This is a genomic window from Alteromonas sp. AWJ4_197 (assembly GCF_056160285.1).
Genome location: NZ_JBSWWW010000005.1, coordinates 220,924 through 242,886 on the forward strand (window position 1 = coordinate 220,924; position 21,963 = coordinate 242,886).

The window sequence follows — 21,963 nt, forward strand, 5'->3', positions numbered from 1 at the left end:
TATTTTGCTCCCCCGTGCGGAGGAGCATGTTTGTCAGCGTGTTACCAGATCTGAACGCGGTCTTCCGGTGCAAGATACAAGGCATCGCCGGGCTGGACGTCGAAAGCTTTATACCAGATATCCAGATTACGTGGCGCCTGTGTACGGTATCGGGCCGGAGAGTGCGGATCAGAGCGGAGCTGGTTAATCAGGCTTTGCTCAGTGCGTTTCTCACGCCATACCTGTGCCCAGGCGAGGAAGAAGCGTTGATCGCCGGTGAAGCCGTCGATGACAGGGGCTTCTTTGCCATTCAGGCTCAGCTTGTAGGCTTCATAGGCCATTGACAAACCACCCACATCACCAATGTTCTCACCCATGGTCAGACGACCATTTACATGGTTGCCGGGGATTGGTTCATACTGATCATACTGAGCACCCAACTGGTCAACTTTGGCAGTAAAAGAAGCCAGATCTTCTTCAGTCCACCAGTTGCGCTGAATACCTTTGGCGTCTGACTTGGCACCCTGATCGTCGAAACCGTGTCCCATTTCGTGTCCGATAACAGCGCCGATAGCACCATAGTTCACAGCAGGGTCTGCATTCGGATCGAAGAAAGGAGGTTGAAGAATGGCAGCAGGGAATACAATCTCATTAAATGACGGATTGTAATATGCGTTGACCGTTTGCGGTGTCATGCCCCAGCGTTCGCGGTCAGTCGGCTTAAGTTCTGCTTCCACATCTTTAGCGTTAAAGAATTTGCGGAGGTTACGAATGTTTTGCACCAGCTTATCTGAAGATATCTCCAGACCACTTAAATCTACCCATTCGTCCGGATAGCCGATTTTAGGATGGAAAGCTGCCAGTTTTTCTTTCGCTTCTTTTTTCGTTTCTTCACCCATCCAGTCCAGGTTGTCAATGCGCTTGCCCAGCGCTGCGCGAAGGTTTTCAACCAGCTCAGACATTTGCTCTTTCGAAGACTGGGGGAAGTAACGGTCGACATAAATCTTGCCCAGCGCGAAACCCAGAGACTGCGTACCGGACATTTGTGCAACAGCGCGTTTCCAGCGGGCTTCCGGTTCTTCCTGACCATTCAGCTTTTTGTTATAGAACTCAAAAGATGTCTGATAAATCTCTTCCGGCAGCAGAGAGGCATTTTCACTCAGAGTATGGAATGTCAGATACGCCTTCCACACAGCAAGATCCGTTTCGTTGATGATGGTAATGACATCTTTAACGGGTTGCGGGGTAGTGATGTTCAGTTCAGGTACTTTTAAGCCACTTTGTGCGAAAAAGGTATCCCAGTTAAAACCCGGATACGCATCGGAAAGAGACGCTCTTTCAATCTGGTTTAATGTCAGATCACGGTCCCGGCGTTTTTCCCGCGGCCATTGAGCATGAGCAATACGGGTTTCCAGGTCCATAATTTGTTGTGCCTGCTGTGCAGCGTCCTGAACACCGGCAAACGATAGCATTTTTTCGATATGAGACAGGTATGCTTCACGAATATCAACAAAGCGTTCCTGATCACTTAAGTAATAGTCCCGGTCAGGCAGACCCAGGCCGCCAACACTGACACTGACCTGATACTCGTTGGGATCAAGACGGTTGTACCACATGCTGCCCAGCAGAGGCGTTGCTGTGCCGTACAACCAGGCATTCCCGAACACCTCTGTCAGTGCCTGACGGTTATCGATGGCCTGAATTTTCGACAATACATCCGAAACAGGCTCAATACCTTTCGCATTTATGCCTTCCACATCCATATAAGCGGTGTAGAAATCTTTTACCATCTGTTCTTCAGCATTCAGATCTTGCCTGGTCATCAGGTCGTCGATGATGGCTTTAACCTGTTCTTCGCTGCGATCCCGCAGGGCATTAAATGCACCAAAGCGGGTTTTATCTGCCGGAAGTTCATAATTTTTATACCAGGTGCCACTGGCGTAGGAAAAAAAGTCGTCGCCGGGTTTTACGGCTTTGTCCATGGCTGTCAGGTCGATGCCGAAGCTGCCTAGTTCCGCACTGCCTTTCTGTACGGCAGACTGTGACTCTGATGATGAGGCTGTGGTGTTTTGTTCCGGCTTGCTACAACCGGTTAAACTTAAGGCCGCTGCAATGGTGGCAGCGAGTAATTTATACTTCATTGTCGTTTCTCTTTTTTGTTGTTGCAGCGTCCGGAGTGACCACTGCTGTACTTGTTGTTTTTAGTGTTGTTTGCATCGCTTCATTGAAAGGTAACACAGTGGCTGCCTGTTGAAAGTAACAGGCAATCTGTGGCGTTTCCTGCTGTAAAAATTGTTCTACAGCATGGTGGAAATCTGCATCATACAATTTGTGAAGAGATACACACCAGGTGGGCTCAAAGCCCCGTAAAATCTTGTGTTCGCCCTGTGTGCCGGGGTTGAATAAAGGTATGCCACGCTCGACTGCAAAAGCAATGCCCTGATTGTAACAAGTTTCGAAATGCAGGCCGTCGACCTCTTTCATCGCACCCCAGTAGCGCCCGTAAAGCCCGTTATCGTCATAGAAAAACAGTGCACTGGCTACAGGTTCCTGTTCTTGTGCGGCGACGACCAACAAAACATTCGATGCCATAGAGCTGAAGATCTGGCGAAAAAAAGCCGGAGTCAGATATCCCGTGTGGCCGGAGCGTTTTAAATAAGTTTGCTGATAGCAGCGGATGAAAAATTCAATGTGTTCAGAGGTGAGGGCATCACCGGTAATTCTTGTCAGCGAAACACCGGTCTGTTCAAGTTTCTCCCGTGACTTACGCAGGGCTTTACGCTTTCTCGATGTCAGTGCGGCGGTAAAGTCACTGAACGTCTGATAGCCATAGTTGTACCACTGGAACTGCACGGAATAACGGCGGGCAAAGCCTTGTTCATACCAGCTTTTGCTGTTGTGGTATGGAGAAAAAAGAATATGGGAAGAAGAGCATCCTTGTTCTGATAATGCCTTCAGAGCAGGCACCGCTACTTGGAGAATGTCCCTTTCTTCATACTCAGGGGATATCAGAAGTCTAATGCCGGTGACCGGTGTAAAAGGCACTGCACTTATCCACTTAGGATAATAACTCAGCCCGTGCTGATCGTAAGCATGTGCCCAGCCGTGGTCAAAAACATATTCCCCGTAACTGTCTTCTTTCAGATACCCCGGCATCACCGCAACGAGTTTATCACCGTCGCAGACTCTCAAATGATGAGGTTGCCAGCCTGTTTCAGGACCCACGCAGTGACATGCTTCCATGGCAGCAAGAAACGGATATTGCAGAAAAGGACCTGCATCCCGTGCAAGTGCCTGCCACTGTGATGAATCAATGTCTTTAATCGATGAGATAAAGGATGTGGTATATTTCATTTTTACTTTCGCAGTAAACACGTTTTAATTCACTGCTGTATCGTGGTTAGTCACTGCATTGTACTGCGACGAACTCTTCCATGAATGCCGGTACGTTTACATTAGAGCTAAATTAAACATTCTTCAACATGACAGACCCTGACCGCAAAATCATTATCGACGCGATTACGCGCATGCTGGCACGACGAGAGCACAGCCATGTGGAGGTACTGACAAAACTGACACAGAAAGGTTTCGACGCCGGTTTGTCGTCGGCTATTTTGCAGGAATTCACCGACGCTGATATTCAAAGTAATGCCAGATACGCCGAAATGCGCGTCCGCGCCTGCGCATCGAAAGGTCAGGGGCCGGCCAGAATAAAGCGTGAGCTGGCGCAGCATAAACTCGATGACGCTACCATCGCATCTGCGATGAGCGAAGCCGATATTGACTGGTTTGAATTAGCCCTGAAGGTAAAAGAGAAGAAATTTGGCGAAGGGCAGGAGCGGGACTTCAAAGCCAGACAAAAGCAAATGCAGTTTCTCAATTACCGGGGCTTTACTCAGGAACACATCCAATACGCCGTAAATGGTGACTAAATTAACCGCGAATGCCTTAACAACGGCGCGTGTTCCATGATATGTTTGCGCCCTGCGGGCCGTATGCCCGATTTAGTGACTTGTGCACCACAATTCCCAGCATCTGACGAGCCATTTTATCAGAGTAAATTTGTGCTCCCGATGTTCACCGTTAACAAGAGTAGGAAGTTAGGATTTCAATGACATTATCAACTGCTGACATACGCCAAAAGTTTATCGATTACTTTAAAAGTCACGGCCACCAGGCAGTGGCGAGTTCCTCATTGGTACCTGCAGATGATCCTACGCTCCTGTTCACCAACGCGGGGATGAACCAGTTCAAAGACGTTTTCCTTGGCGCAGAAAAGCGCAGCTACTCCCGTGCAGTGTCTTCACAACGTTGTGTGCGTGCCGGTGGTAAGCACAATGACCTGGAGAACGTTGGCTATACTGCCCGTCATCACACCTTTTTCGAAATGCTGGGTAACTTCAGTTTTGGCGATTACTTCAAAAAAGACGCCATTTCCTTTGCCTGGAATTTCCTGACTGTTGAGCTTGGATTACCAAAAGAGAAACTGCTGGTAACCGTTTATTCAGAAGACGATGAAGCCTTTGATTTGTGGGAGAACCACATTGGCGTACCGGCAGAAAAAATCATCCGGATTAACACGTCAGATAACTTCTGGTCGATGGGTGATACCGGCCCCTGCGGTCCCTGCTCTGAAATTTTCTATGATCACGGTGAGCACATTTGGGGTGGTCCTCCGGGAACGCCTGAAGAAGACGGTGACCGGTTTATTGAAATCTGGAACCTGGTTTTCATGCAGTTCAATAAGCAGGCAGACGGTACCATGGAACCGCTGCCTAAGCCTTCTATCGATACCGGTATGGGCCTGGAGCGTATTTCTGCCATTCTTCAGAATGTGCACAGCAACTATGAAATTGACCTGTTCCAGAACCTGATAAAAGCGACTGCTGACATTACCGGGGCTAAAGACCTGGAAGACAAGTCTTTGCGTGTTGTAGCTGACCACATCCGTTCATGCGGCTTCCTGGTATGTGACGGCGTAATGCCCGGCAACGAAGGTCGCGGCTATGTACTGCGCCGTATCATTCGTCGTGCAGTACGTCACGGCTATCAACTTGGCGCGAAAGACATTTTCTTCTACAAACTGGTAGCGGCTCTGGTGCAAGAAATGGGTGAGTTCTACCCTGAACTGGCTGATCAGCAACCTGTTATTGAGAAAGTATTGCGGGTTGAAGAAGAGCAATTCAGTAAGACTCTTGAACGGGGCATGAACATGCTCAATGACACGTTATCTTCACTGGAAGGCGATACGATTCCCGGTGAAGTGGTGTTCAAACTGTATGACACTTACGGATTCCCGGTTGATTTAACCAACGATGTTGCCCGCGAGCACAATGTAAAAATTGACGAAGCCGGTTTTGAAAAGGCCATGGAAGCTCAGCGTGCCCGTGCTCAGAAAGCCAGTAACTTCGGTGCCAATTATAATGACTTGCTGAAAGTTGAACATGAAACAGCATTCACCGGTTATACCGATGTGGAAGGCGAGGCAAACGTTGTCGAACTTATTCATGACAATCAATTTTGCGAATCGCTCACCGACGGACAGGAAGGTGTTGTGGTATTAGACCAGACGCCCTTTTATGCCGAATCCGGAGGTCAGGCCGGCGACCGTGGTGTGCTTAAAGTGGCTAACGGTGAATTTATTGTTACTGATACCCAGAAAATGGGTAATGCATTCGCGCATAAAGGTAAGGTTGTCGGTGAAATACGTAAAGGCGAAAAAGCGGCTGCGGCTATCGACAACAGTAATCGTGAAGCAGTGAAGCAAAATCACAGTGCGACGCACTTGCTGCATGCTGCGCTGAGAGAAATCTTAGGTGATCATGTCACTCAGAAAGGCTCTCTGGTAGAAGCACAACGCCTGCGTTTTGACTTCTCCCATTTTGAGGGCGTGACGGCAGAGCAGTTACTGACAATTGAAAACCGGGTAAATGAAGAAATTCGCGCTAACCATGCGCTGCAAACTGAATTAATGGAACTGGATGAAGCCAAAGCCTCTGGTGCGATGGCATTGTTCGGTGAGAAGTACGACGAGAAAGTACGCGTTGTCACAATGGGTCCGTTCTCTGTTGAACTTTGCGGTGGTACTCACGTCAAACGTACAGGTGATATAGGTTTATTTAAGATTGTGTCAGAAAGTGGTATCGCATCAGGCGTTCGTCGCATAGAGGCGATAACCGGCGCAACTGCAGTTGAGTTTGTTCAACAACAACAAATTCAATTACAGACCGCAGCCGGATTGCTGAAAACTGACGTATCAGGACTGGTTGACCGTATCGGTGTACTGCAAACGCAAACGAAAGAGCTTGAGAAAGCATTATCAGCGGCGAAGCAAAAACTGGCTTCTCAACAAGGCGCTGACATGCTGGGTCAGGCTATCGAAATTAACGGTGTGAAAGTGTTAATTTCTGAACTGGAAGGCGTTGAGTCGAAAGCGTTGCGTGGAATGATGGACGATCTTAAAAACCGAATCGGCGAAGGGGTCGTAGTACTAGGTATGGCTGATGGTGCGAAAGTCAGTTTGATAGTTGGTGTGACCAAACAGCTTACCGGCAAAGTGAAAGCAGGCGAATTAGTAAACTTTATTGCCTCACAGGTTGGCGGAAAAGGTGGTGGCAGACCAGACATGGCGCAAGCTGGTGGTAGTCAGCCAGAAAATTTGGCAAGTGCATTGGCTTCGGTTAACGCATATTTGTCAGATAAGCTATAATCCAGATTGTAAGGTAATCAGTGAGTTTTTGGAGTGACACAAAAACACGGAATCACTGTCGTTACCGTCGGGTCGTGCCGGCGAGTGACATAAGGTTAAAGGATATTTTCATTTGTAAAGGATCAGGAGCAAGCGAATGCTTATTTTGACTCGTCGTGTAGGTGAAACCCTGATGGTCGGTGATGATGTAACGGTTACCGTATTAGGCGTTAAAGGAAATCAGGTACGAATTGGTGTGAATGCGCCGAAAGAAGTATCAGTGCATCGTGAAGAGATTTACATGCGTATACAGGCTGAGAAAGGCGGGCAGCCGGGTAACAGTGTTACCGAATAATCCCGATAGAAAAAGGCCGGTTGAACCGGCCTTTTTTGACTCTGAGGTATGACAGAGCGGGCTTTTTATCCGATTTGTTTAAAATGGCAGCATACGATTCATTTTATTGAAAAAAGGGTTTGACTCCCTCACGAGTATCAGTAAAATGCGCACCACTGTTACGGAGAGGTGGGTGAGTGGCTGAAACCAGTTCCCTGCTAAGGAACCATACCTATTACTGGTATCGAGGGTTCGAATCCCTCCCTCTCCGCCATTGTTCAAGGTTGGACGTGGTGGCCAACAATAAGTTTTAATGCGCGTGTGTAGCTCAGCTGGATAGAGTACCTGGCTACGAACCAGGCGGTCGGAGGTTCGAATCCTTCCACACGCGCCATCTTATAAAAGCACCACCTTTTACGGTAAAACGTAAAAGTACAGTTAAAGCGTGTGTAGCTCAGCTGGATAGAGTACCTGGCTACGAACCAGGCGGTCGGAGGTTCGAATCCTTCCACACGCGCCATACCGGAAAGCCCACCATCAGGTGGGCTTTTTTCGTTTTAACCTTCCTCTTTGACTTTTCTACCTTGCGATTGCTTAAATATCGCCCACACTGAATGCATAGCACATGTGCAGGTTTGTCCGGTGTTCTGTCTGATTTTCATCGCAAAATGTTGCTTTTGTTGGTGAATATAAGGCCGAAGTCGCATTGTTTCTGCATGTTTAACATGTTACTTATTCTTAATACTCACATCACAATATAAACAGGTTCTGACATGGCATCGGATTCGTTAGTTAGTTTGCTTGGTGAAGCTGCCACATTAATGTTAACCGGCATGGTATTTGTGTTCGCTTTTCTGGCACTGCTCATCGCAGGTGTTAAAGCCATTGCCTGGTACTGCCGGCGTTATCCAGGCAATGAAGACGTCGCTGCACCGGTAAGAACGCCATCAGCACCTGCTCAGTCAGCCGTAAGCGGGCAAACCATAGCTGCCATCACAGCAGCCATTCATCAGCACAGAAACAATCAAAAATAGCATTAAAGAGGATTTTTTATGTCTAAGCCACTGGCACTGACAGAACTTGTATTGCGTGATGCACACCAGTCTTTACTGGCTACCCGCATGCGCCTGGAAGACATGTTACCCATTACAGGCGAGCTCGATAATGCAGGTTTCTGGTCTGTTGAATCCTGGGGAGGGGCAACGTTTGATGCCTGTATCCGTTATCTGGGGGAGGATCCGTGGGAGCGTATCCGGGCGCTGAAAAAAGCCATGCCGAAAACGCGGCAACAAATGTTGCTGCGTGGGCAGAACTTATTAGGATACCGCCACTATGCTGATGATGTGGTTACCCGGTTTGTTGAACGTGCCCATGAAAACGGTGTAGATGTTTTTCGCATATTTGATGCGATGAACGATGTTCGTAATCTGCAAACGGCAGTTAAGGCTGCTATTGATTGTGGCGCGCATGCTCAGGGTACCATGTCCTATACCATTAGCCCTATGCACACCATCGACGGCTGGCTGGATATGGCTAAAAAATTAGAAGACATGGGTGTGCACTCCATTTGTATCAAAGACATGGCCGGTTTACTTAAACCTTACGAGTGTGAAACGCTGGTTACCCGCCTGAAAGAAACCGTGCAGGTACCTATCGCCATGCAGTGTCACGCCACAACCGGCCTGAGTACTGCAACCTATCAGAAGGCCATCGATGCCGGCATTGATATGCTGGATACCGCTATATCTTCAATGAGTATGACATACGGTCACAGCGCCACAGAGACTATCGTGTCGGCTCTGGAAGGCACAGAAAGAGACACTGGCTTGTCGCTTGAGGGGTTAGAAGACATTGCCGCTTACTTCCGCGACGTGAGAAAGAAATACGCCAGTTTTGAAGGCAGCCTCAAAGGTGTGGATGCCCGTATATTGCTGGCGCAAGTACCCGGCGGCATGTTGACGAATATGGAAAGCCAACTGAAAGAGCAGGGCGCAGAAGATAAGTTTGACGAAGTATTGAAAGAAATTCCCCGTGTGCGTGAAGATTTGGGGTTCATTCCTCTGGTCACACCCACCTCGCAGATTGTGGGCACACAGGCGGTGCTGAATGTGCTTACCGGTGAGCGCTATAAAAGTATTTCCAAAGAAACGGCGGGTGTACTGAAAGGCGAATATGGCGCAACTGCTGCGCCGGTGAATGCTGAATTGCAGGCCCGTGTGCTTGATGGTGGTGAGCCGGTTACCTGCCGTCCGGCTGATTTGATCAAGCCGGAAATGGAAAGCCTGACTGACGACCTCGCATCATTGGCCAAAGAAAAAGGCTTCCTGTTGGCGGAAGAGCAAGTTGACGACGTACTCACTTACGCATTGTTCCCGCAAATCGGTCTGAAGTTCCTGCAAAACCGCGGCAACCCGGATGCCTTTGAACCTGCGCCGGGCAAGGAGCCGGAAGTGGCTACAGCACCTGTTGCTGCTCCAAACGCCGCGGGACAGCCCTCAAGTTACGATGTGAAAGTAGACGGCAAAGTGTATCACGTGGAAGTGGCTGAATCCGGCACGCTGACCAGTGTTACACCGGCCGAAACAGCGCGCGCACCGGCTCAAAGCAGCACAGCCGCACCGGCTGGCGGACAGGCAATCAATGCTCCGTTATCCGGCAATGTGTTCAAAGTTTTAGTATCTGAAGGTGATGCTGTGTCCAACGGGGATGTGGTTATTATTCTTGAAGCGATGAAAATGGAAACCGAAATTCGTTCCGCTTTTGACGGAACAGCTGGCCGTATTCTGGTGAAAGAGGGTGACAGTGTTGCCAGTGGTCAGGCGCTGATAGAGTTAAACTGATGGAAAAATTATCAATTTTATGGGACAGCACTGCGCTGGCGCATTTTCAGGGCGGGCAACTGGTGATGATGGCAGTGGGGTTACTGCTTTTATATCTGGCCATCGTGAAAAAATTCGAGCCGTTATTGCTGTTACCCATCGGTTTCGGCGCGCTGTTAACCAATATTCCGCTGGCTGGCTTCAGTGAACCGGGTGGACTGTTATATTACATCTATGAAGTGGGTATTCATTCCGGCGTGTTTCCGTTATTAATTTTCATGGGCGTGGGAGCAATGACGGATTTTGGCGCATTGATCGCAAACCCCAGGATGTTGTTGCTGGGCGCGGCGGCTCAATTTGGTATTTTTGCCACATTGTTCGGTGCTATTGCCCTTAATTTCATTCCCGGTTTTGACTTCACGTTAAAAGATGCCAGTGCTATTGCCATCATCGGTGGTGCTGACGGACCCACGGCAATCTTTCTGGCTTCCCGTCTTGCTCCTGATTTGCTGGGGGCAATTGCTGTCGCCGCTTATTCTTACATGGCACTGGTTCCTATTATCCAGCCTCCTATTATGAAGGCCCTGACCAGTGAAGATGAGCGGAAAATCGAAATGGCGCAGTTACGCCACGTGTCGCAAAAAGAGAAAATCATATTTCCTCTGGCGGTACTCATTCTGACTATACTATTCCTGCCTTCTGCAACACCACTGGTGGGTATGTTTTGTTTTGGTAATCTCATGCGGGAATGCGGTGTGGTAGACCGGCTGTCAAAAACGGCGCAGAATGAACTTATCAATATTGTGACCATTTTCCTCGGCCTGGCTGTGGGTTCTAAATTATCTGCCGATAAATTTTTAACGGTGGAAACGTTAGGGATCCTCGGTTTAGGTGCGATTGCTTTCGCTATCGGCACTGCCGCCGGCGTATTGATGGCAAAACTCATGAATAAAATGAGCGGTGGCGGGATTAATCCGCTAATCGGCGCTGCCGGGGTGAGCGCTGTACCCATGGCGGCGAGAGTGGTCAATAAAGTGGGTCTGCAGAGTAACCCGCATAATTTCCTGTTAATGCATGCCATGGGGCCGAATGTGGCCGGTGTACTGGGGTCTGCCGTCGCAGCGGGTATTCTGCTGGCGCTGGTGGGTTAATTGTCTTCCCAGGCAACGTTGACCACTCAGGTCAACGTTTGCTGGGGCACCAGTGACTGATATGCAAGGATCAGCTTTTTAGTCATATCATGTTGCGGCCAGCGGAAGATTGTTTCCGTTTTGCCGGTTTCAACAATCTGTCCGTTTTCCATCACGATGATCCGGTCAGCAATGTGTCTCACAATGCCTAAGTTGTGTGAGATAAAAATAAACGACAACCCCAGCTCTTTTTGCAGGTTCAGGATCAGGTTTACCGTCTGCGAGCGTACTGAAGGGTCCAGTGCGGCAAAGGGTTCGTCTGCGACCAGAATCTTTGGCTGTAATACCATGGCTCTGGCGATGGCTACACGCTGCTGCTGACCATCAGACAACATGTGGCGGTAAAAGTAGTAGTGATCACGCAGCAGTCCCACTTTAACCAGAATATCTTCGATGACTTTCTTGCGTTCTGTTTCATCCAGTTCAGTGTTCAGCGATAATGGCTCATCAAGAATACGGCCTACAGGAATACCGGGGTTCATGGCTTCGTTGCTGTGCTGGAAAATCATGCGGATATCGTTGCTGGCGTTATAACTCTTAGTCGATTTCTTTTTGGCTGCGTTATACATTACGTTGCTGAGGAATATCTCGCCTTCATCGGCAGGCACTGCACCCACCAGCAGCTTGGCCAGCAGGGATTTTCCGGCGCGGTTTTCACCGATAATGGCAATGGTCTCGCCGCGCTTCACACTCAGTTCTATAGGCCCTAAGGCAAACACTTCCGGCTTTTTCAGCCAGCGTTTCTTATCACTGTGGCGGAATGTCAGGCCGCTGACATGCATGATCTCACTCATAACTTCTCCATGTGCAGTGGGAAGTGACAACTGTAAGTGTGGTCATGGATACGACGCACGCCGGGCGTACTGACACAAGCGCGCTGGGCGCGGGGGCAGCGCGGGCCCAGCCGGCAGCCAATGGGAACGTGCTGCAATGAAGGAATGGTGCCGTCCAGTGCCGGCAGCACTGACTTAGGCGGTAAGTCATTCCTGAAACTCGGCGCACTGTCCAGCAGAGCTTTGGTGTACGGGTGAAGCGGCCGTTTACGGATATGTTTCATCTTGCCGGATTCAACAGTTTGTCCGCAGTACAGCACTGTCATGGTGTGAGACATACTGGCGATGGCAAGCAAATCGTGGCTGACAAACAATATGGATAAAGACTTTGTTTGATTCAGACGTGTCAGTAACTTCAGTACTTTGGTCTTCGTGGTCGTTTCCATGCCACGGGTGGGATCGTCAGCAATTAGCAGTCTGGGCTGTGAAATCAGCGCCATAGCAATCATGAACTTCTGACCAATGTCGGTAGGCACCTGGTGGGGATACGCATTCAGATAGTGCTTATGATTTTTAATCCCGACTTTGTGCACAGTACTGATAGCAGTTTTCCGGCGGTCCTGCTTACGTTGCCAGAACCATTTACCGTTTACCAGTTCATCCGGGATGGCTTCCTCTAACTGCTCACCTAATGTGGTGGAGGGATCCATGGCTGATACCGGATCCTGAAATACCACGCCGATATCCCGGCGCATCAGTTCACGCCGCTCTTTTGCTGACATGGACAGCATATTTTTGCCGTTCCAGCTCATTCTGTCAGCGGTGATACGCCACTGCTGGGGAAGTGAACCGGAAATTGCCTGAACCATCAAACTCTTGCCTGAACCGGATTCGCCAACCAGCGCGCGGATTTCTCCGCTGTTAACGGTCAGGTTCACTTTATCTAACGCTTTAACACGGGTATTCCCGTTGTCTATCTCAAGCGTCATATTCTTTATATCGAGCATGGGCATTAGTGTGTCAGCCTCCGTCGAAGTGCAGAGCGCAGTCCGTCACCGACAATGTTCACCGCCAGTACCATCAAAAATATCGTCAGGCCGGGAAGGCCCACATTCCAGGGCGCGATATAAGCCACATCCAGTCCGTCTGCCAGAATTACGCCCAGCTCGGGAAGGGGCGGCTGTGCACCGAGATTCAGAAAACCCAGTGCGGAAATGTCGATGACAGCAATGGATAAGGCGAGTGAACCCTGTACCACCAGCATTTCAATCATATTCGGCAGCACCGAGTGAAAAAATAACTGCAAAGGCCGGGCGCCATCCAGCCTGGACGCCAGAATGTATTCTTTTTTCATTTCACTGCGCACATAAGAGCGGGTGTGATGGATAAACTGAGGGATAAGTGCCAGCGTAATTGCCCACATACTGTTAACGAGACCAGTACCCAGAATGGCCACGATAATAATGGCTATCAGCAGAGTAGGGATGGCCATCAGTGCATCCAGAGTATGATTTATCACACTGGAGCGAACACCGCTGGTCATGCCGGCGATGGTGCCGATTGTTACACCTGCCAGCATAGCGATAAGCACCAGCATCAGGCTGGAACCGAAGGTAACACGGCAGCCGTACATAATGCGTGAAAATACATCTCTGCCCAGTGCATCAGTACCGAACAGGTGAGAGATGGTACCGTTCGGTTCCCAGCTCGGCGGCACCAGCAGGGCATCGATGTTTTGTTGTAACGGGTCGTAAGGCGCTACCAGCGGCGCAAACAGAGACACGAAAAAAAACAGTCCGAGCACGATGAAGCCGGCAAAGGCCACATGACTGCTGCGGAACTCTTCCCAGGTGCGCTGCCAGGGAGAGGGCTGCGATTCTTCCTGATATAAACTAAACCGTGCCACGTTCGTACTTTTCCCTGCTTGGATCGATAAAGCGGTTAAACAAATCAATCATAATTGTAAAACTGATCACCACTGTAGCTACTGCCAGCATACCAACACGCAGTGCCGGATAATCGCGCTGGTAAATGGCTTGGATCAGCCAGTTGCCAATACCCGGCCAGGAAAACAAGGTTTCAACAATCATGGCATTGGTGATGAGCGTCGTAATCTGGATCGCCATCAGTGGCAGAATGGGGAGTAAAGCGTTTCTCAGTATATGGCGGAAAAAGATTTGCCGCTTGGAAAGTCCGCGGGATTCTGCCGCTGCAATGTACGGGCTTTTCAGCACGTCGATCACTGAACGCCTTGTCAGCCGGACCATGGAGGCGGTGGAAACCAGCGCGATAGATACCGTGGGCAGGAGCAGGTGGATGAGTGCATCGCTGAGTGCCAGGCCGCTGTCCACACTGTCAGCAATGATGATGTCGATGAGGATAAAGCCGGTCTGCGGAGGCACATCAAATAGCAGGCTCACACGCCCTGATAACGGTACCACACCAAGATTCAGACTGAAAAACAAGATGAAAACCAGTGCTATCCAGAATACCGGAAATGAGTAACTGACCATACTGGCTGAGTTAATCAGGTAATCCCGTTTGGTGTAACTGCGTAACCCCGCGTAACAGCCAAGAGGCACACCTACAAAAATGGCGATAAAAAGCGCATAGGCACTGAGCTCTATTGTGGCGGGCATGGCGATACCGATTTCCTGCCTTAACGGCAGACCGGATATAAAACTGTACCCCCAGTTCCCCTGAAGCAGTTGCTGAACATAATAGATAAATTGAAACAGATAGGGTTTATCGAGCTGAAACTGGCGGATGAGTGCAGCACGCTGCGCCTCATTTTGCGGCGTGATTCCTGTCAGATTCACCAGTACGTCGCCGGGAAACAAATAAGCAAGGGCGAAGGACAATGCCGCCAGCACGAGCATAGTGGTTATAAACAGGGTCGCATAGCGGATCAGAATTTGTATCACAGGGATTTCGTCACTCCGGCAAAACGTACACCACCGTACGGATTAATACTCATGCCCTTCAGATTTTTACGGTAAGCCTGATACCGGTATGCATGAGCAATAGGCACGATGGGTAATTCATCATACAGCAAGCGGTTCACTTCTTCATAGATTGCTTTGCGCCGCTCCATATTTTGCGTTTGCAGGGCTTCATTAATCAGTGAATCGTATCGTTCGTTACACCACATTGCGCGATTGGTGCCGGACGGGATCGCGCCGCAACTGAGCAAAGGCCGGTAAAAGTTGTCCGGATCACCGTTGTCTGCGGACCAGCCAATCAGCACGCTATCGTGTAAGCCTTCCCGCAGATGGCGGCGAAACGTGGTCCAGTCATAAGTGACAATATTCACCTGAATATCCACCGCTGACAAATATCGCTGGATCAGCTCAGCCATTTTGGTGGCATTCGGGTTGTAAGCGCGCTCCACCGGCATTGCCCAAATTGTCATGGTAAAGCCCGGTTCAATACCGGCTTCAGTGAGTAATTTTTTCGCCAGTACCGGATTGTAAGCGGTGTCTTCGGCATCACTCTGGAAAGCCCAGCTGGCTGTAGGAAGCAGGGTTTTTGCCCGTGTGGCACTGTCAAAGTACACAGCTTCAAGGAGGGTGTTTTTGTCGATAGCCAGTGCCAGCGCTTTACGCACGTCCGGATTGTCGAATGGAGGCCGGTTGGTATTGAACGCCCAGAAACCGATGTTCAGACCGGGTTTTTCAGATAACTCAAGCTCTTCACGGTTACGGATTACCTCCAATTCTGTCTGGGCAGGGAAGGCGATAGCATCACACTCTCCGGTGATCAGTTTGGCAAGCCTGATTGAGCTCTTCGGCGTGATGTCGTAAATCAGGTGTTCCGTGTTTGTCTGGCCCTCCGGCAGCGACTGTTCACCCCAGTAATGTTCGTTGCGCAGAAAACGGATATAGTGGTCTTTGCGGTAGCTTTCAAATTTAAACGGGCCTGTACCAACAGGGTAATAGTCAATTCTCTCCGGCGTGCCACGGCTCAACAGAAAATCAGCATATTCGGCTGATAAAATAACGGAAAAGTCTGTCGCCAGGTTCGCCAGGAAAGAGCTGTCACGCTGTTTTAAGGTGATCTCAATCCGGTAGCCATTGATGCGCTTCACATCTTCAATATTGGCAGCGATGCCGAGACTTTCGAAATAAGGGTAGCGTCCACCGGACACGCTGTGATAAGGATTAGCCTCCAGCCGCCAGCGGTTAATGCTGAAAATGACGTCGTCGGCGTTAAAGCTCCGGGTCGGGGTAAAGTAAGGCGTGGTGTGAAATTCCACATCTTTATTTAACTGAAATGTATAGGTAAGTCCGTCATCAGATACCAGCCAGCTGCTGGCCAGGTTTGGCACAATCTGACCGGTTTCAGGATCGAAATCCATCAGCCGGTCGTAAACCTGGTGGGCGGTGGCATCGGCGGTGGTGCTTGAAGTATCGGTTTGCGGGTTAAAATTCACCGGATTACTTTCAGAACAGTAGATGATACCTGACTGGTAAAAAGCAACCTGCTCTGATTTATCGCAGGCCTGAAGCCCTGTTAGTGCGACCAGTATAGTTGCCCACCGAAAACCCCGTCGCACCGTTATGCCTCCACAGATTCCGCTGAAGAATCCAGTAAATTGTATTTCTTTAAATAGCCTCTGAGCTGATGATAAGTCAGACTCAACTTTTCTGCAGTCTTTTTCTGATTAAACTGACTGTCTTCAAGTGCTTGCCTGATCATATCAATTTCAAATTGCTGGGAGCGCTCCTTCAGATCCAACGGATAAACCGGAGCTTGCGGAGCCTCGGGCACCGGCGTAAATACAGCGTCGTTGGGAGGCGGGGGTAAATCAGGCTGAATGCCGTTGATTTCAGATGCCGGCTGGGGAGCGGTAATTCTGTCCTGAGTCTTAATGCGACCTTTTGGTCTGAAGGGGGATTCAAACGGGTCAAGAATGATTTCGTGGACAGGCAGGTGAGGGTTATTGCAGCGGTACACGGCTCTTTCCACCACGTTTTTGAGCTCACGGATGTTACCCGGCCAGTGATAATCGAGTAAGGTGCGGCGGGCCTTCTCTGTAAAGCCACTGAATAATTCCATATCCAGTTCCCTCGCCATATTAATGGCAAAGTTTTCAGCCAGTAACAGAATATCATCTTTCCGTTCTCTCAACGGTGGAATGGTAATAACGTCAAATGCCAGTCTGTCGAGTAAATCGGCGCGGAATTCGCCGCTTTCCGCCAGCGCGGGTAAATCTTCGTTAGTTGCTGCTATCAGGCGAACATCTGTTTTGAGTGTTTTAGTACCGCCCACACGTTCAAATTCACCGTACTCAATGACCCGGAGTAATTTTTCCTGAATCAGACCTGATGTGTTCGCTAACTCATCCAGAAACAGGGTACCGTTGTTGGCGACTTCAAAGCGGCCCTCACGGCGTTTGGCTGCACCGGTAAATGCTCCCGCTTCATAACCGAAGAGTTCACTTTCGAGCAGATTTTCATTCAGCGCGGCACAATTCAGCTTGATGTAATTTTGATCCCAGCGCTGAGACAGAAAGTGCAGACGGGCGGCAATAAGCTCTTTACCCGTCCCCCGTTCTCCGATAACCAGCACCGGCTTATTAAGTGGTGCGATTTGGGAAATTTGTTCCAGTGTTTCCAGAAAGCTGTTGGCCTGACCCAGCAAGTTATCCTGTTGGCGAAATCTACTCATTTAGTCCCTCAATTGTTAGTCATTTAGACCAATAATTAGTGTAGATGAAAAACTTCGCAGAATCGAACATTAATTTAATTCAGAAAAAATGAATGAATTCAGTGAATTAAAAAGTCTTAGCTAGTTGGCAAGCATATTGAATAGCTTAAGACAGAGATGCGTATTAACTACGAGCATTAAAATCCATGCACTTTTGCATGATTCCATACGAGCTGGAGGTAATGAATATGGGTATCTTCTCGCGTTTCACCGACATAGTGAACTCAAATATTAATGCATTGCTGGATAAAGCTGAAGATCCGGAAAAAATGGTTCGTCTGATTATTCAGGAAATGGAAGACACACTGGTTGAGGTGCGTTCAGCATCTGCGAAAACCATCGCCAGTAAAAAGGAAATTACTGCACAAATCAGTAAATACGAAACCGATGCACAGGACTGGCAGGCCAAAGCGGAACTGGCTTTAAGTAAGGACAGAGAAGATCTGGCGCGTGCGGCGTTACAGGAACGTAAGAAAGCTGCAGAAGCTGCCGTTGCTCTGGGTAAAGAGCTGGCGGTAGTGGAAGAGCAGATTTCGAAACTGCAGGATGAGGTTGGACAGTTACAGGACAAGCTGGCCGATGCAAAAGCCCGTCAGAAAGCGATTATCATGCGCCAGAAAACGGCGAGTTCACGTTTAGAAGTGAAACGTACTTTGGATAGCAGTAAAGTAGATGCTGCTATGGGCCGGTTTGAGCAATATGAGCGTAAAATCGACGACCTGGAGTCTCAGGTAGAAGCGTACGACTTAGGTAAGAAAACGCTGAATGATGAATTTGCCGAGCTGGAAGCCGGCGATAAAATTGACGAAGAATTAGCGGCGTTAAAAGCTAAAATAAAAGAAAATAAAAGCGCAGAATAATGCGCGCCCGGTGCCGGTTTCCTTGCTCACAGGAAGCCGGACAATCGGCTTTGTGGGCAGTTCTCACTAGAAATCGGAGGTTATGGTTATGGACGAGGGAATACTGGCACTGCTATTGGTACCCTTATTTTTGTTTTTGATATTTGTCGCACCCATCTGGCTTATTCTGCACTATCGCAGTAAAAAGCAAGTCAGTCAGGGGTTAAGCGCAGAAGAGTTCGCAACGATCAATGAACTCGCGGAAAAGGCTGAAAAAATGTCTGACCGCATCAAAACATTGGAAGCCATTCTTGATAGTGAAGCGCCTCAGTGGAGAGACAGAGCATGAACCGTCAATTCTATCGTGACACCGAAAATGCCAGAATTGCAGGGGTATGCAGTGGTATAGCAGACTATTTCGGGTTGGAAAGATGGCTGGTCAGAATTCTGGTTGTGTCTGCTTTTTTCTTGCTGGCCGGTACCTTCGTGTTCATCGGCTACATCGCCTGCTGGTTTATTCTGGAACCGAAACCTGCCAATATTTCTGCTCAGCAGGATGATCCGCTAAGCCAGTTTAAAGGGCACCAGGGTAAAGGCTGGACGAACAGCAATACCGGCGCACAGCAGCATGAGTCATCCGGCAAGGTGTCGGTAAAGACGAAAGTCTGGCAGGCCGGTGAGCCACCGAAGCAGGCAGTGCATGATATCGCCTCGAGGTTCAAAGAATCAGAATTGCGTCTGCGCAAAATGGAAAAATATGTAACCTCCAGAGAGTTTCAGTTAAACCGTGAAATCAGCCAGCTCTGAATAAAATGACGGCAGAAGCCGACCGGTAGTTAAAGAACTCAAATGAGGGCCGGTGACACATCAGTGTCACCGGCCTTTTTATTTACTTTCAATAATTCAGTGGCTTATATTGATTTGTAAAATTAATGTTACATCGGAGGTCTCAGGCTGAATCAGCCTGAGACTTCCACAGTATCATAAATTCCTTAGACTAAAATGAGTAACAGCAATTAAGGTTTTTTATGGCGAAGTCATCTGCTTATCAGTCCAGGCAACCGGACGAAAACGGTGTGATCTCCTGGTCCGGAGAAGAAAACAAGATTTGGTCTGAGCTTTATCAACGTCAGGATTCGTTATTACAGGGCAGAGCCTGTAAACAGTATATGCACGGGCTGGCACTACTGGACCTGCCAGCGCACCGCATACCACAATTAGGTGAGATTGACCGGATCCTGCAAGCAACAACAGGCTGGCAAACCGCGCCGGTACCGGCACTCATCAACTTCTCATCCTTTTTCTCGCTACTGGCAAATAAGCAATTTCCGGTGGCAACATTTATCAGAAGTAGGGAAGAATTCGATTATCTGCAGGAACCGGACATTTTTCACGAGGTCTTCGGCCATTGCCCGCTGTTAACCAATCCTTCTTTTGCGCATTTTACCCATACCTACGGCAAGCTGGGTCTGGATGCGTCGAAAGAAGAGCGTATCTATCTGGCCCGCCTGTACTGGTTTACCGTTGAATTTGGTCTGGTCAATACCCCCGCTGGGCAGCGTATTTATGGCGGCGGTATTTTGTCATCGCCGGGTGAAACCCTTTATGCGCTGGAAAGCGATGCCCCTGTGAAAGTGCCGATGAATGCGCTGGATGCCCTGCGTACACCTTACCGCATCGATATTATGCAGCCGCTGTATTATGAGTTGTCCGATTTCGATGATCTTTTTACGCTGGCAGAAAGCGATATCATGCATTTAGTGCGTCAGGCCATGCGGCTTGGCCTCTATGACCCCCTGTTTGAACCTGCGCCCAGACGGGTGAGTTAAACAAATTTAAGCGTTCCAATGTTAGTATATTGTGATATCCTGTAAATATATATTTACAACAAAAATGACAGAATACTATGCGCTTAGAAATCAGTTGTCAGGACCGTCTTGGGATCACTCAGGACATCCTGGATATCCTGGTGGCTCATGAAATCGATTTACGGGGCATTGAAATCGATGAAGCGGGCAAAATTTTCCTCAATTTCCCTAATCTCGAATTCGAAGATTTTCAGCATCTCATGCCAAAAATCCGGAGGATCAATGGTATTGATGACGTAAAAACCACGCCGTATATGCCCGGCGAGCGGGAGCGGAATCAGCTTTCGGCCATTTTGCGTACTTTACCTGACCCGGTATTTTCCATCGACAACCGCTGTCGTGTACTTATGTGCAATGAAGCGGTGATCAGTGGTCTTGAATTACCGTTTTCCGATATTGAGTCCACAGAAATCAGTGAGCTGGTTAAAGGGTTTAACTTTAACCGCTGGATGGAGAGCAAGGACAATGCGGCCACTTCAGTGAAGGTGAAGTTTATCCAGCAGGATTATCTGGCGGATATTTTGCCGGTGATAGTGCCGGATGGTCAGAACAGTGCCATCTTTGCCGGTGCGGTGGTGATCCTGAAATCAGAAATGCGCCTGGGTCAGCAATTTACGGCTTTTCATCAAACTGAAACGGATTCTTTCGATCACTTCATCATCCGGTCACCGGCTATGGCAAAGGTTGTTAACGATGCCAAACAAATTGCCGATCTCGATGCGCCGGTACTGATCTTCGGCGAAACCGGTACGGGAAAGGAAATGATTGCTAAAGCCTGTCACCAGGCAAGCCGGAGAAACAAAGGTGAGTTCCTTGTACTGAATTGCGCTTCGTTACCTGACAGTGTCGCAGAATCTGAGTTATTCGGTTATGCAGCCGGTGCATATAATCAACCGGAGGGTAAAGCAGGCTTACTAGAGCTGGCAGAAGGCGGTACAATTTTGCTGGATGAAATCGCTGATATGTCTCCGCAATTGCAGGCTAAATTGCTTCGCGTACTGGAGCACAACGAATTCAGACGCGTTGGTGATGATAAACCCGTAGCGGTAAACGTACGTTTCATTTGCACTACCGGCCGGGATCTCGGGCAGATGGTGGAAGAGGGCGTGTTCCGCAAAGATTTATACTATCGCCTGAATGTACTGAGCCTGGTCATGCCGTCATTAAAGGAACGCAGACCGGACATATTGCCACTGGCCGAGGCGTTCATTTTGCAACACAGCAGTAAACTGGGACGCCGGCCGGCCAAGCTGAGCAAATCCTGTGTGGATTTCCTGCAGCAGTACCCCTGGCCGGGAAATGTCAGGCAGTTACAGAACGCCTTATTCCGTGCGCTGTCGTTGCTCGATGGCAATGAAATTTCAAAAGAAGATATTCAGTTGCCTTCCTGTGCACCCAGTGTCACGTACATCGATGAAAACTTTGACGGCACGCTGGATGAAGAGGTGAAGAAATTTGAGCGGGATCTGCTGAAACGTTTGTATCCATCCTACCCGAGTACCCGTCAGCTGGCGAAAAAATTAGGCCTGAGCCATACAGCCATTGCCAACAAGTTGCGTGAATATGGCATTAATAAAGGTACTGTAAAGTTATAGATACGCTCTGTACTGCCCGCTTTACAAAAATCCCGGGGCAGGGGGCTTCACAGGCGGGCATTTTAATGGTGTCCGCCTGTTGTTCAGTTTTATTTACGGCTTTCCTCCGTCAGACCTTCAATGCTATCCGCAGGCCCTGTCTTTTCTGATTGTTAAATTTGGTGTTTAT

The 21,963-nt window shown here is 49.0% G+C and carries 19 protein-coding genes and 3 tRNA genes; 14 read left to right on the forward strand and 8 right to left on the reverse strand.

The window, feature by feature from the left end:
- Positions 1-41: 41 nt before the first annotated feature.
- Both ACXAGC_RS12660 and ACXAGC_RS12665 read right to left on the reverse strand, forming a co-directional pair.
- Positions 42-2,120, reverse strand: a complete 2,079-nt coding sequence (locus ACXAGC_RS12660; protein WP_474844687.1) for a M13 family metallopeptidase — start codon at positions 2,118-2,120, stop codon at positions 42-44.
- Positions 2,110-3,333, reverse strand: a complete 1,224-nt coding sequence (locus ACXAGC_RS12665) for a GNAT family N-acetyltransferase (RefSeq protein ID WP_474844688.1) — start codon at positions 3,331-3,333, stop codon at positions 2,110-2,112. The genes ACXAGC_RS12660 and ACXAGC_RS12665 overlap by 11 nt, the downstream gene beginning before the upstream one ends.
- A gap of 128 nt (positions 3,334-3,461) precedes the next feature.
- On the opposite strand from ACXAGC_RS12665, the gene ACXAGC_RS12670 reads away from it, so the two are divergent.
- From ACXAGC_RS12670 to ACXAGC_RS12710, 9 genes are all read left to right on the forward strand, one after another.
- A complete protein-coding gene (locus ACXAGC_RS12670) occupies positions 3,462-3,911 on the forward strand; it encodes a regulatory protein RecX (protein WP_119500603.1) in 450 nt (149 codons plus the stop codon).
- 179 nt (positions 3,912-4,090) lie between these two features.
- A complete protein-coding gene (alaS, locus tag ACXAGC_RS12675) occupies positions 4,091-6,688 on the forward strand; it encodes an alanine--tRNA ligase (RefSeq protein ID WP_474844689.1) in 2,598 nt (865 codons plus the stop codon).
- 136 nt (positions 6,689-6,824) lie between these two features.
- The gene (csrA, locus tag ACXAGC_RS12680) at positions 6,825-7,022 is read left to right on the forward strand and encodes a carbon storage regulator CsrA (protein WP_119500605.1); all 198 of its coding nucleotides are present in this window, start codon (positions 6,825-6,827) and stop codon (positions 7,020-7,022) included.
- 162 nt (positions 7,023-7,184) lie between these two features.
- Positions 7,185-7,275, forward strand: a tRNA-Ser gene (locus tag ACXAGC_RS12685).
- A gap of 43 nt (positions 7,276-7,318) precedes the next feature.
- A tRNA-Arg gene (locus ACXAGC_RS12690) sits at positions 7,319-7,395 on the forward strand.
- 49 nt (positions 7,396-7,444) lie between these two features.
- A tRNA-Arg gene (locus tag ACXAGC_RS12695) sits at positions 7,445-7,521 on the forward strand.
- A 253-nt stretch (positions 7,522-7,774) separates the two neighbouring features.
- Positions 7,775-8,035 (forward strand): OadG family protein, encoded by a 261-nt coding sequence (locus ACXAGC_RS12700; protein ID WP_474844690.1) that lies wholly within the window; start codon positions 7,775-7,777, stop codon positions 8,033-8,035.
- Positions 8,036-8,053: 18 nt separating this feature from the next.
- Entirely contained in the window at positions 8,054-9,841 is a 1,788-nt protein-coding gene (oadA, locus tag ACXAGC_RS12705; RefSeq protein WP_474844691.1) for a sodium-extruding oxaloacetate decarboxylase subunit alpha, read from the forward strand.
- Positions 9,841-10,971 (forward strand): sodium ion-translocating decarboxylase subunit beta, encoded by a 1,131-nt coding sequence (locus ACXAGC_RS12710; protein ID WP_119500617.1) that lies wholly within the window; start codon positions 9,841-9,843, stop codon positions 10,969-10,971. The genes oadA and ACXAGC_RS12710 overlap by 1 nt, the downstream gene beginning before the upstream one ends.
- A 26-nt stretch (positions 10,972-10,997) precedes the next feature.
- Here the strand turns inward: ACXAGC_RS12710 and ACXAGC_RS12715 are convergent, their stop codons facing one another.
- From ACXAGC_RS12715 to pspF, 6 genes are read right to left on the reverse strand one after another with little or no spacing between them, the layout of a single operon-like run.
- Positions 10,998-11,804, reverse strand: a complete 807-nt coding sequence (locus ACXAGC_RS12715) for an ATP-binding cassette domain-containing protein (protein ID WP_474844692.1) — start codon at positions 11,802-11,804, stop codon at positions 10,998-11,000.
- Positions 11,801-12,796, reverse strand: coding sequence for a peptide ABC transporter ATP-binding protein (locus ACXAGC_RS12720; RefSeq protein ID WP_119500619.1), 996 nt, complete (start codon positions 12,794-12,796; stop codon positions 11,801-11,803). The genes ACXAGC_RS12715 and ACXAGC_RS12720 overlap by 4 nt, the downstream gene beginning before the upstream one ends.
- Positions 12,796-13,689 carry an ABC transporter permease subunit gene (locus ACXAGC_RS12725; protein WP_119500620.1) on the reverse strand — a complete coding sequence of 298 codons (894 nt, stop codon included), beginning with the start codon at positions 13,687-13,689 and terminating at the stop codon, positions 12,796-12,798. The genes ACXAGC_RS12720 and ACXAGC_RS12725 overlap by 1 nt, the downstream gene beginning before the upstream one ends.
- Positions 13,676-14,707 (reverse strand): ABC transporter permease, encoded by a 1,032-nt coding sequence (locus tag ACXAGC_RS12730; protein ID WP_119500621.1) that lies wholly within the window; start codon positions 14,705-14,707, stop codon positions 13,676-13,678. The genes ACXAGC_RS12725 and ACXAGC_RS12730 overlap by 14 nt, the downstream gene beginning before the upstream one ends.
- On the reverse strand, positions 14,704-16,338 hold the full coding sequence (locus tag ACXAGC_RS12735; RefSeq protein ID WP_474844693.1) for an ABC transporter substrate-binding protein: 1,635 nt from the start codon (positions 16,336-16,338) through the stop codon (positions 14,704-14,706). The genes ACXAGC_RS12730 and ACXAGC_RS12735 overlap by 4 nt, the downstream gene beginning before the upstream one ends.
- Positions 16,339-16,340: 2 nt before the next feature.
- Entirely contained in the window at positions 16,341-17,453 is a 1,113-nt protein-coding gene (pspF, locus tag ACXAGC_RS12740) for a phage shock protein operon transcriptional activator (protein WP_474844694.1), read from the reverse strand.
- Between the two features lie 227 nt (positions 17,454-17,680).
- On the opposite strand from pspF, the gene pspA reads away from it, so the two are divergent.
- The 5 genes from pspA (at position 17,681) to tyrR (ending at position 21,794) form a co-directional block, all read left to right on the forward strand.
- Positions 17,681-18,352, forward strand: coding sequence for a phage shock protein PspA (gene pspA / locus ACXAGC_RS12745; protein ID WP_474844695.1), 672 nt, complete (start codon positions 17,681-17,683; stop codon positions 18,350-18,352).
- An 88-nt stretch (positions 18,353-18,440) separates the two neighbouring features.
- On the forward strand, positions 18,441-18,680 hold the full coding sequence (gene pspB, locus ACXAGC_RS12750) for an envelope stress response membrane protein PspB (RefSeq protein WP_303575340.1): 240 nt from the start codon (positions 18,441-18,443) through the stop codon (positions 18,678-18,680).
- Positions 18,677-19,138 (forward strand): envelope stress response membrane protein PspC, encoded by a 462-nt coding sequence (pspC, locus tag ACXAGC_RS12755; protein WP_474844696.1) that lies wholly within the window; start codon positions 18,677-18,679, stop codon positions 19,136-19,138. Before pspB ends, pspC begins: the two co-directional genes overlap by 4 nt.
- Positions 19,139-19,359: 221 nt before the next feature.
- Positions 19,360-20,160 carry a phenylalanine 4-monooxygenase gene (gene phhA, locus ACXAGC_RS12760; protein WP_474844697.1) on the forward strand — a complete coding sequence of 267 codons (801 nt, stop codon included), beginning with the start codon at positions 19,360-19,362 and terminating at the stop codon, positions 20,158-20,160.
- Positions 20,161-20,237: 77 nt separating this feature from the next.
- The gene (gene tyrR, locus ACXAGC_RS12765; RefSeq protein ID WP_474844698.1) at positions 20,238-21,794 is read left to right on the forward strand and encodes a transcriptional regulator TyrR; all 1,557 of its coding nucleotides are present in this window, start codon (positions 20,238-20,240) and stop codon (positions 21,792-21,794) included.
- Positions 21,795-21,963: the final 169 nt, after the last annotated feature.

Coding starts and splice junctions, on each gene's coding strand:
- ACXAGC_RS12660 (WP_474844687.1), bottom strand. CDS start 2,120: ATGAAGTATAAATTACTCGCTGCCACCATTGCAGCGGCCTTAAGTTTA.
- ACXAGC_RS12665 (WP_474844688.1), bottom strand. CDS start 3,333: ATGAAATATACCACATCCTTTATCTCATCGATTAAAGACATTGATTCA.
- ACXAGC_RS12670 (WP_119500603.1), top strand. CDS start 3,462: ATGACAGACCCTGACCGCAAAATCATTATCGACGCGATTACGCGCATG.
- alaS (WP_474844689.1), top strand. CDS start 4,091: ATGACATTATCAACTGCTGACATACGCCAAAAGTTTATCGATTACTTT.
- csrA (WP_119500605.1), top strand. CDS start 6,825: ATGCTTATTTTGACTCGTCGTGTAGGTGAAACCCTGATGGTCGGTGAT.
- ACXAGC_RS12700 (WP_474844690.1), top strand. CDS start 7,775: ATGGCATCGGATTCGTTAGTTAGTTTGCTTGGTGAAGCTGCCACATTA.
- oadA (WP_474844691.1), top strand. CDS start 8,054: ATGTCTAAGCCACTGGCACTGACAGAACTTGTATTGCGTGATGCACAC.
- ACXAGC_RS12710 (WP_119500617.1), top strand. CDS start 9,841: ATGGAAAAATTATCAATTTTATGGGACAGCACTGCGCTGGCGCATTTT.
- ACXAGC_RS12715 (WP_474844692.1), bottom strand. CDS start 11,804: ATGAGTGAGATCATGCATGTCAGCGGCCTGACATTCCGCCACAGTGAT.
- ACXAGC_RS12720 (WP_119500619.1), bottom strand. CDS start 12,796: ATGCCCATGCTCGATATAAAGAATATGACGCTTGAGATAGACAACGGG.
- pspF (WP_474844694.1), bottom strand. CDS start 17,453: ATGAGTAGATTTCGCCAACAGGATAACTTGCTGGGTCAGGCCAACAGC.
- pspA (WP_474844695.1), top strand. CDS start 17,681: ATGGGTATCTTCTCGCGTTTCACCGACATAGTGAACTCAAATATTAAT.
- pspB (WP_303575340.1), top strand. CDS start 18,441: ATGGACGAGGGAATACTGGCACTGCTATTGGTACCCTTATTTTTGTTT.
- pspC (WP_474844696.1), top strand. CDS start 18,677: ATGAACCGTCAATTCTATCGTGACACCGAAAATGCCAGAATTGCAGGG.
- phhA (WP_474844697.1), top strand. CDS start 19,360: ATGGCGAAGTCATCTGCTTATCAGTCCAGGCAACCGGACGAAAACGGT.
- tyrR (WP_474844698.1), top strand. CDS start 20,238: ATGCGCTTAGAAATCAGTTGTCAGGACCGTCTTGGGATCACTCAGGAC.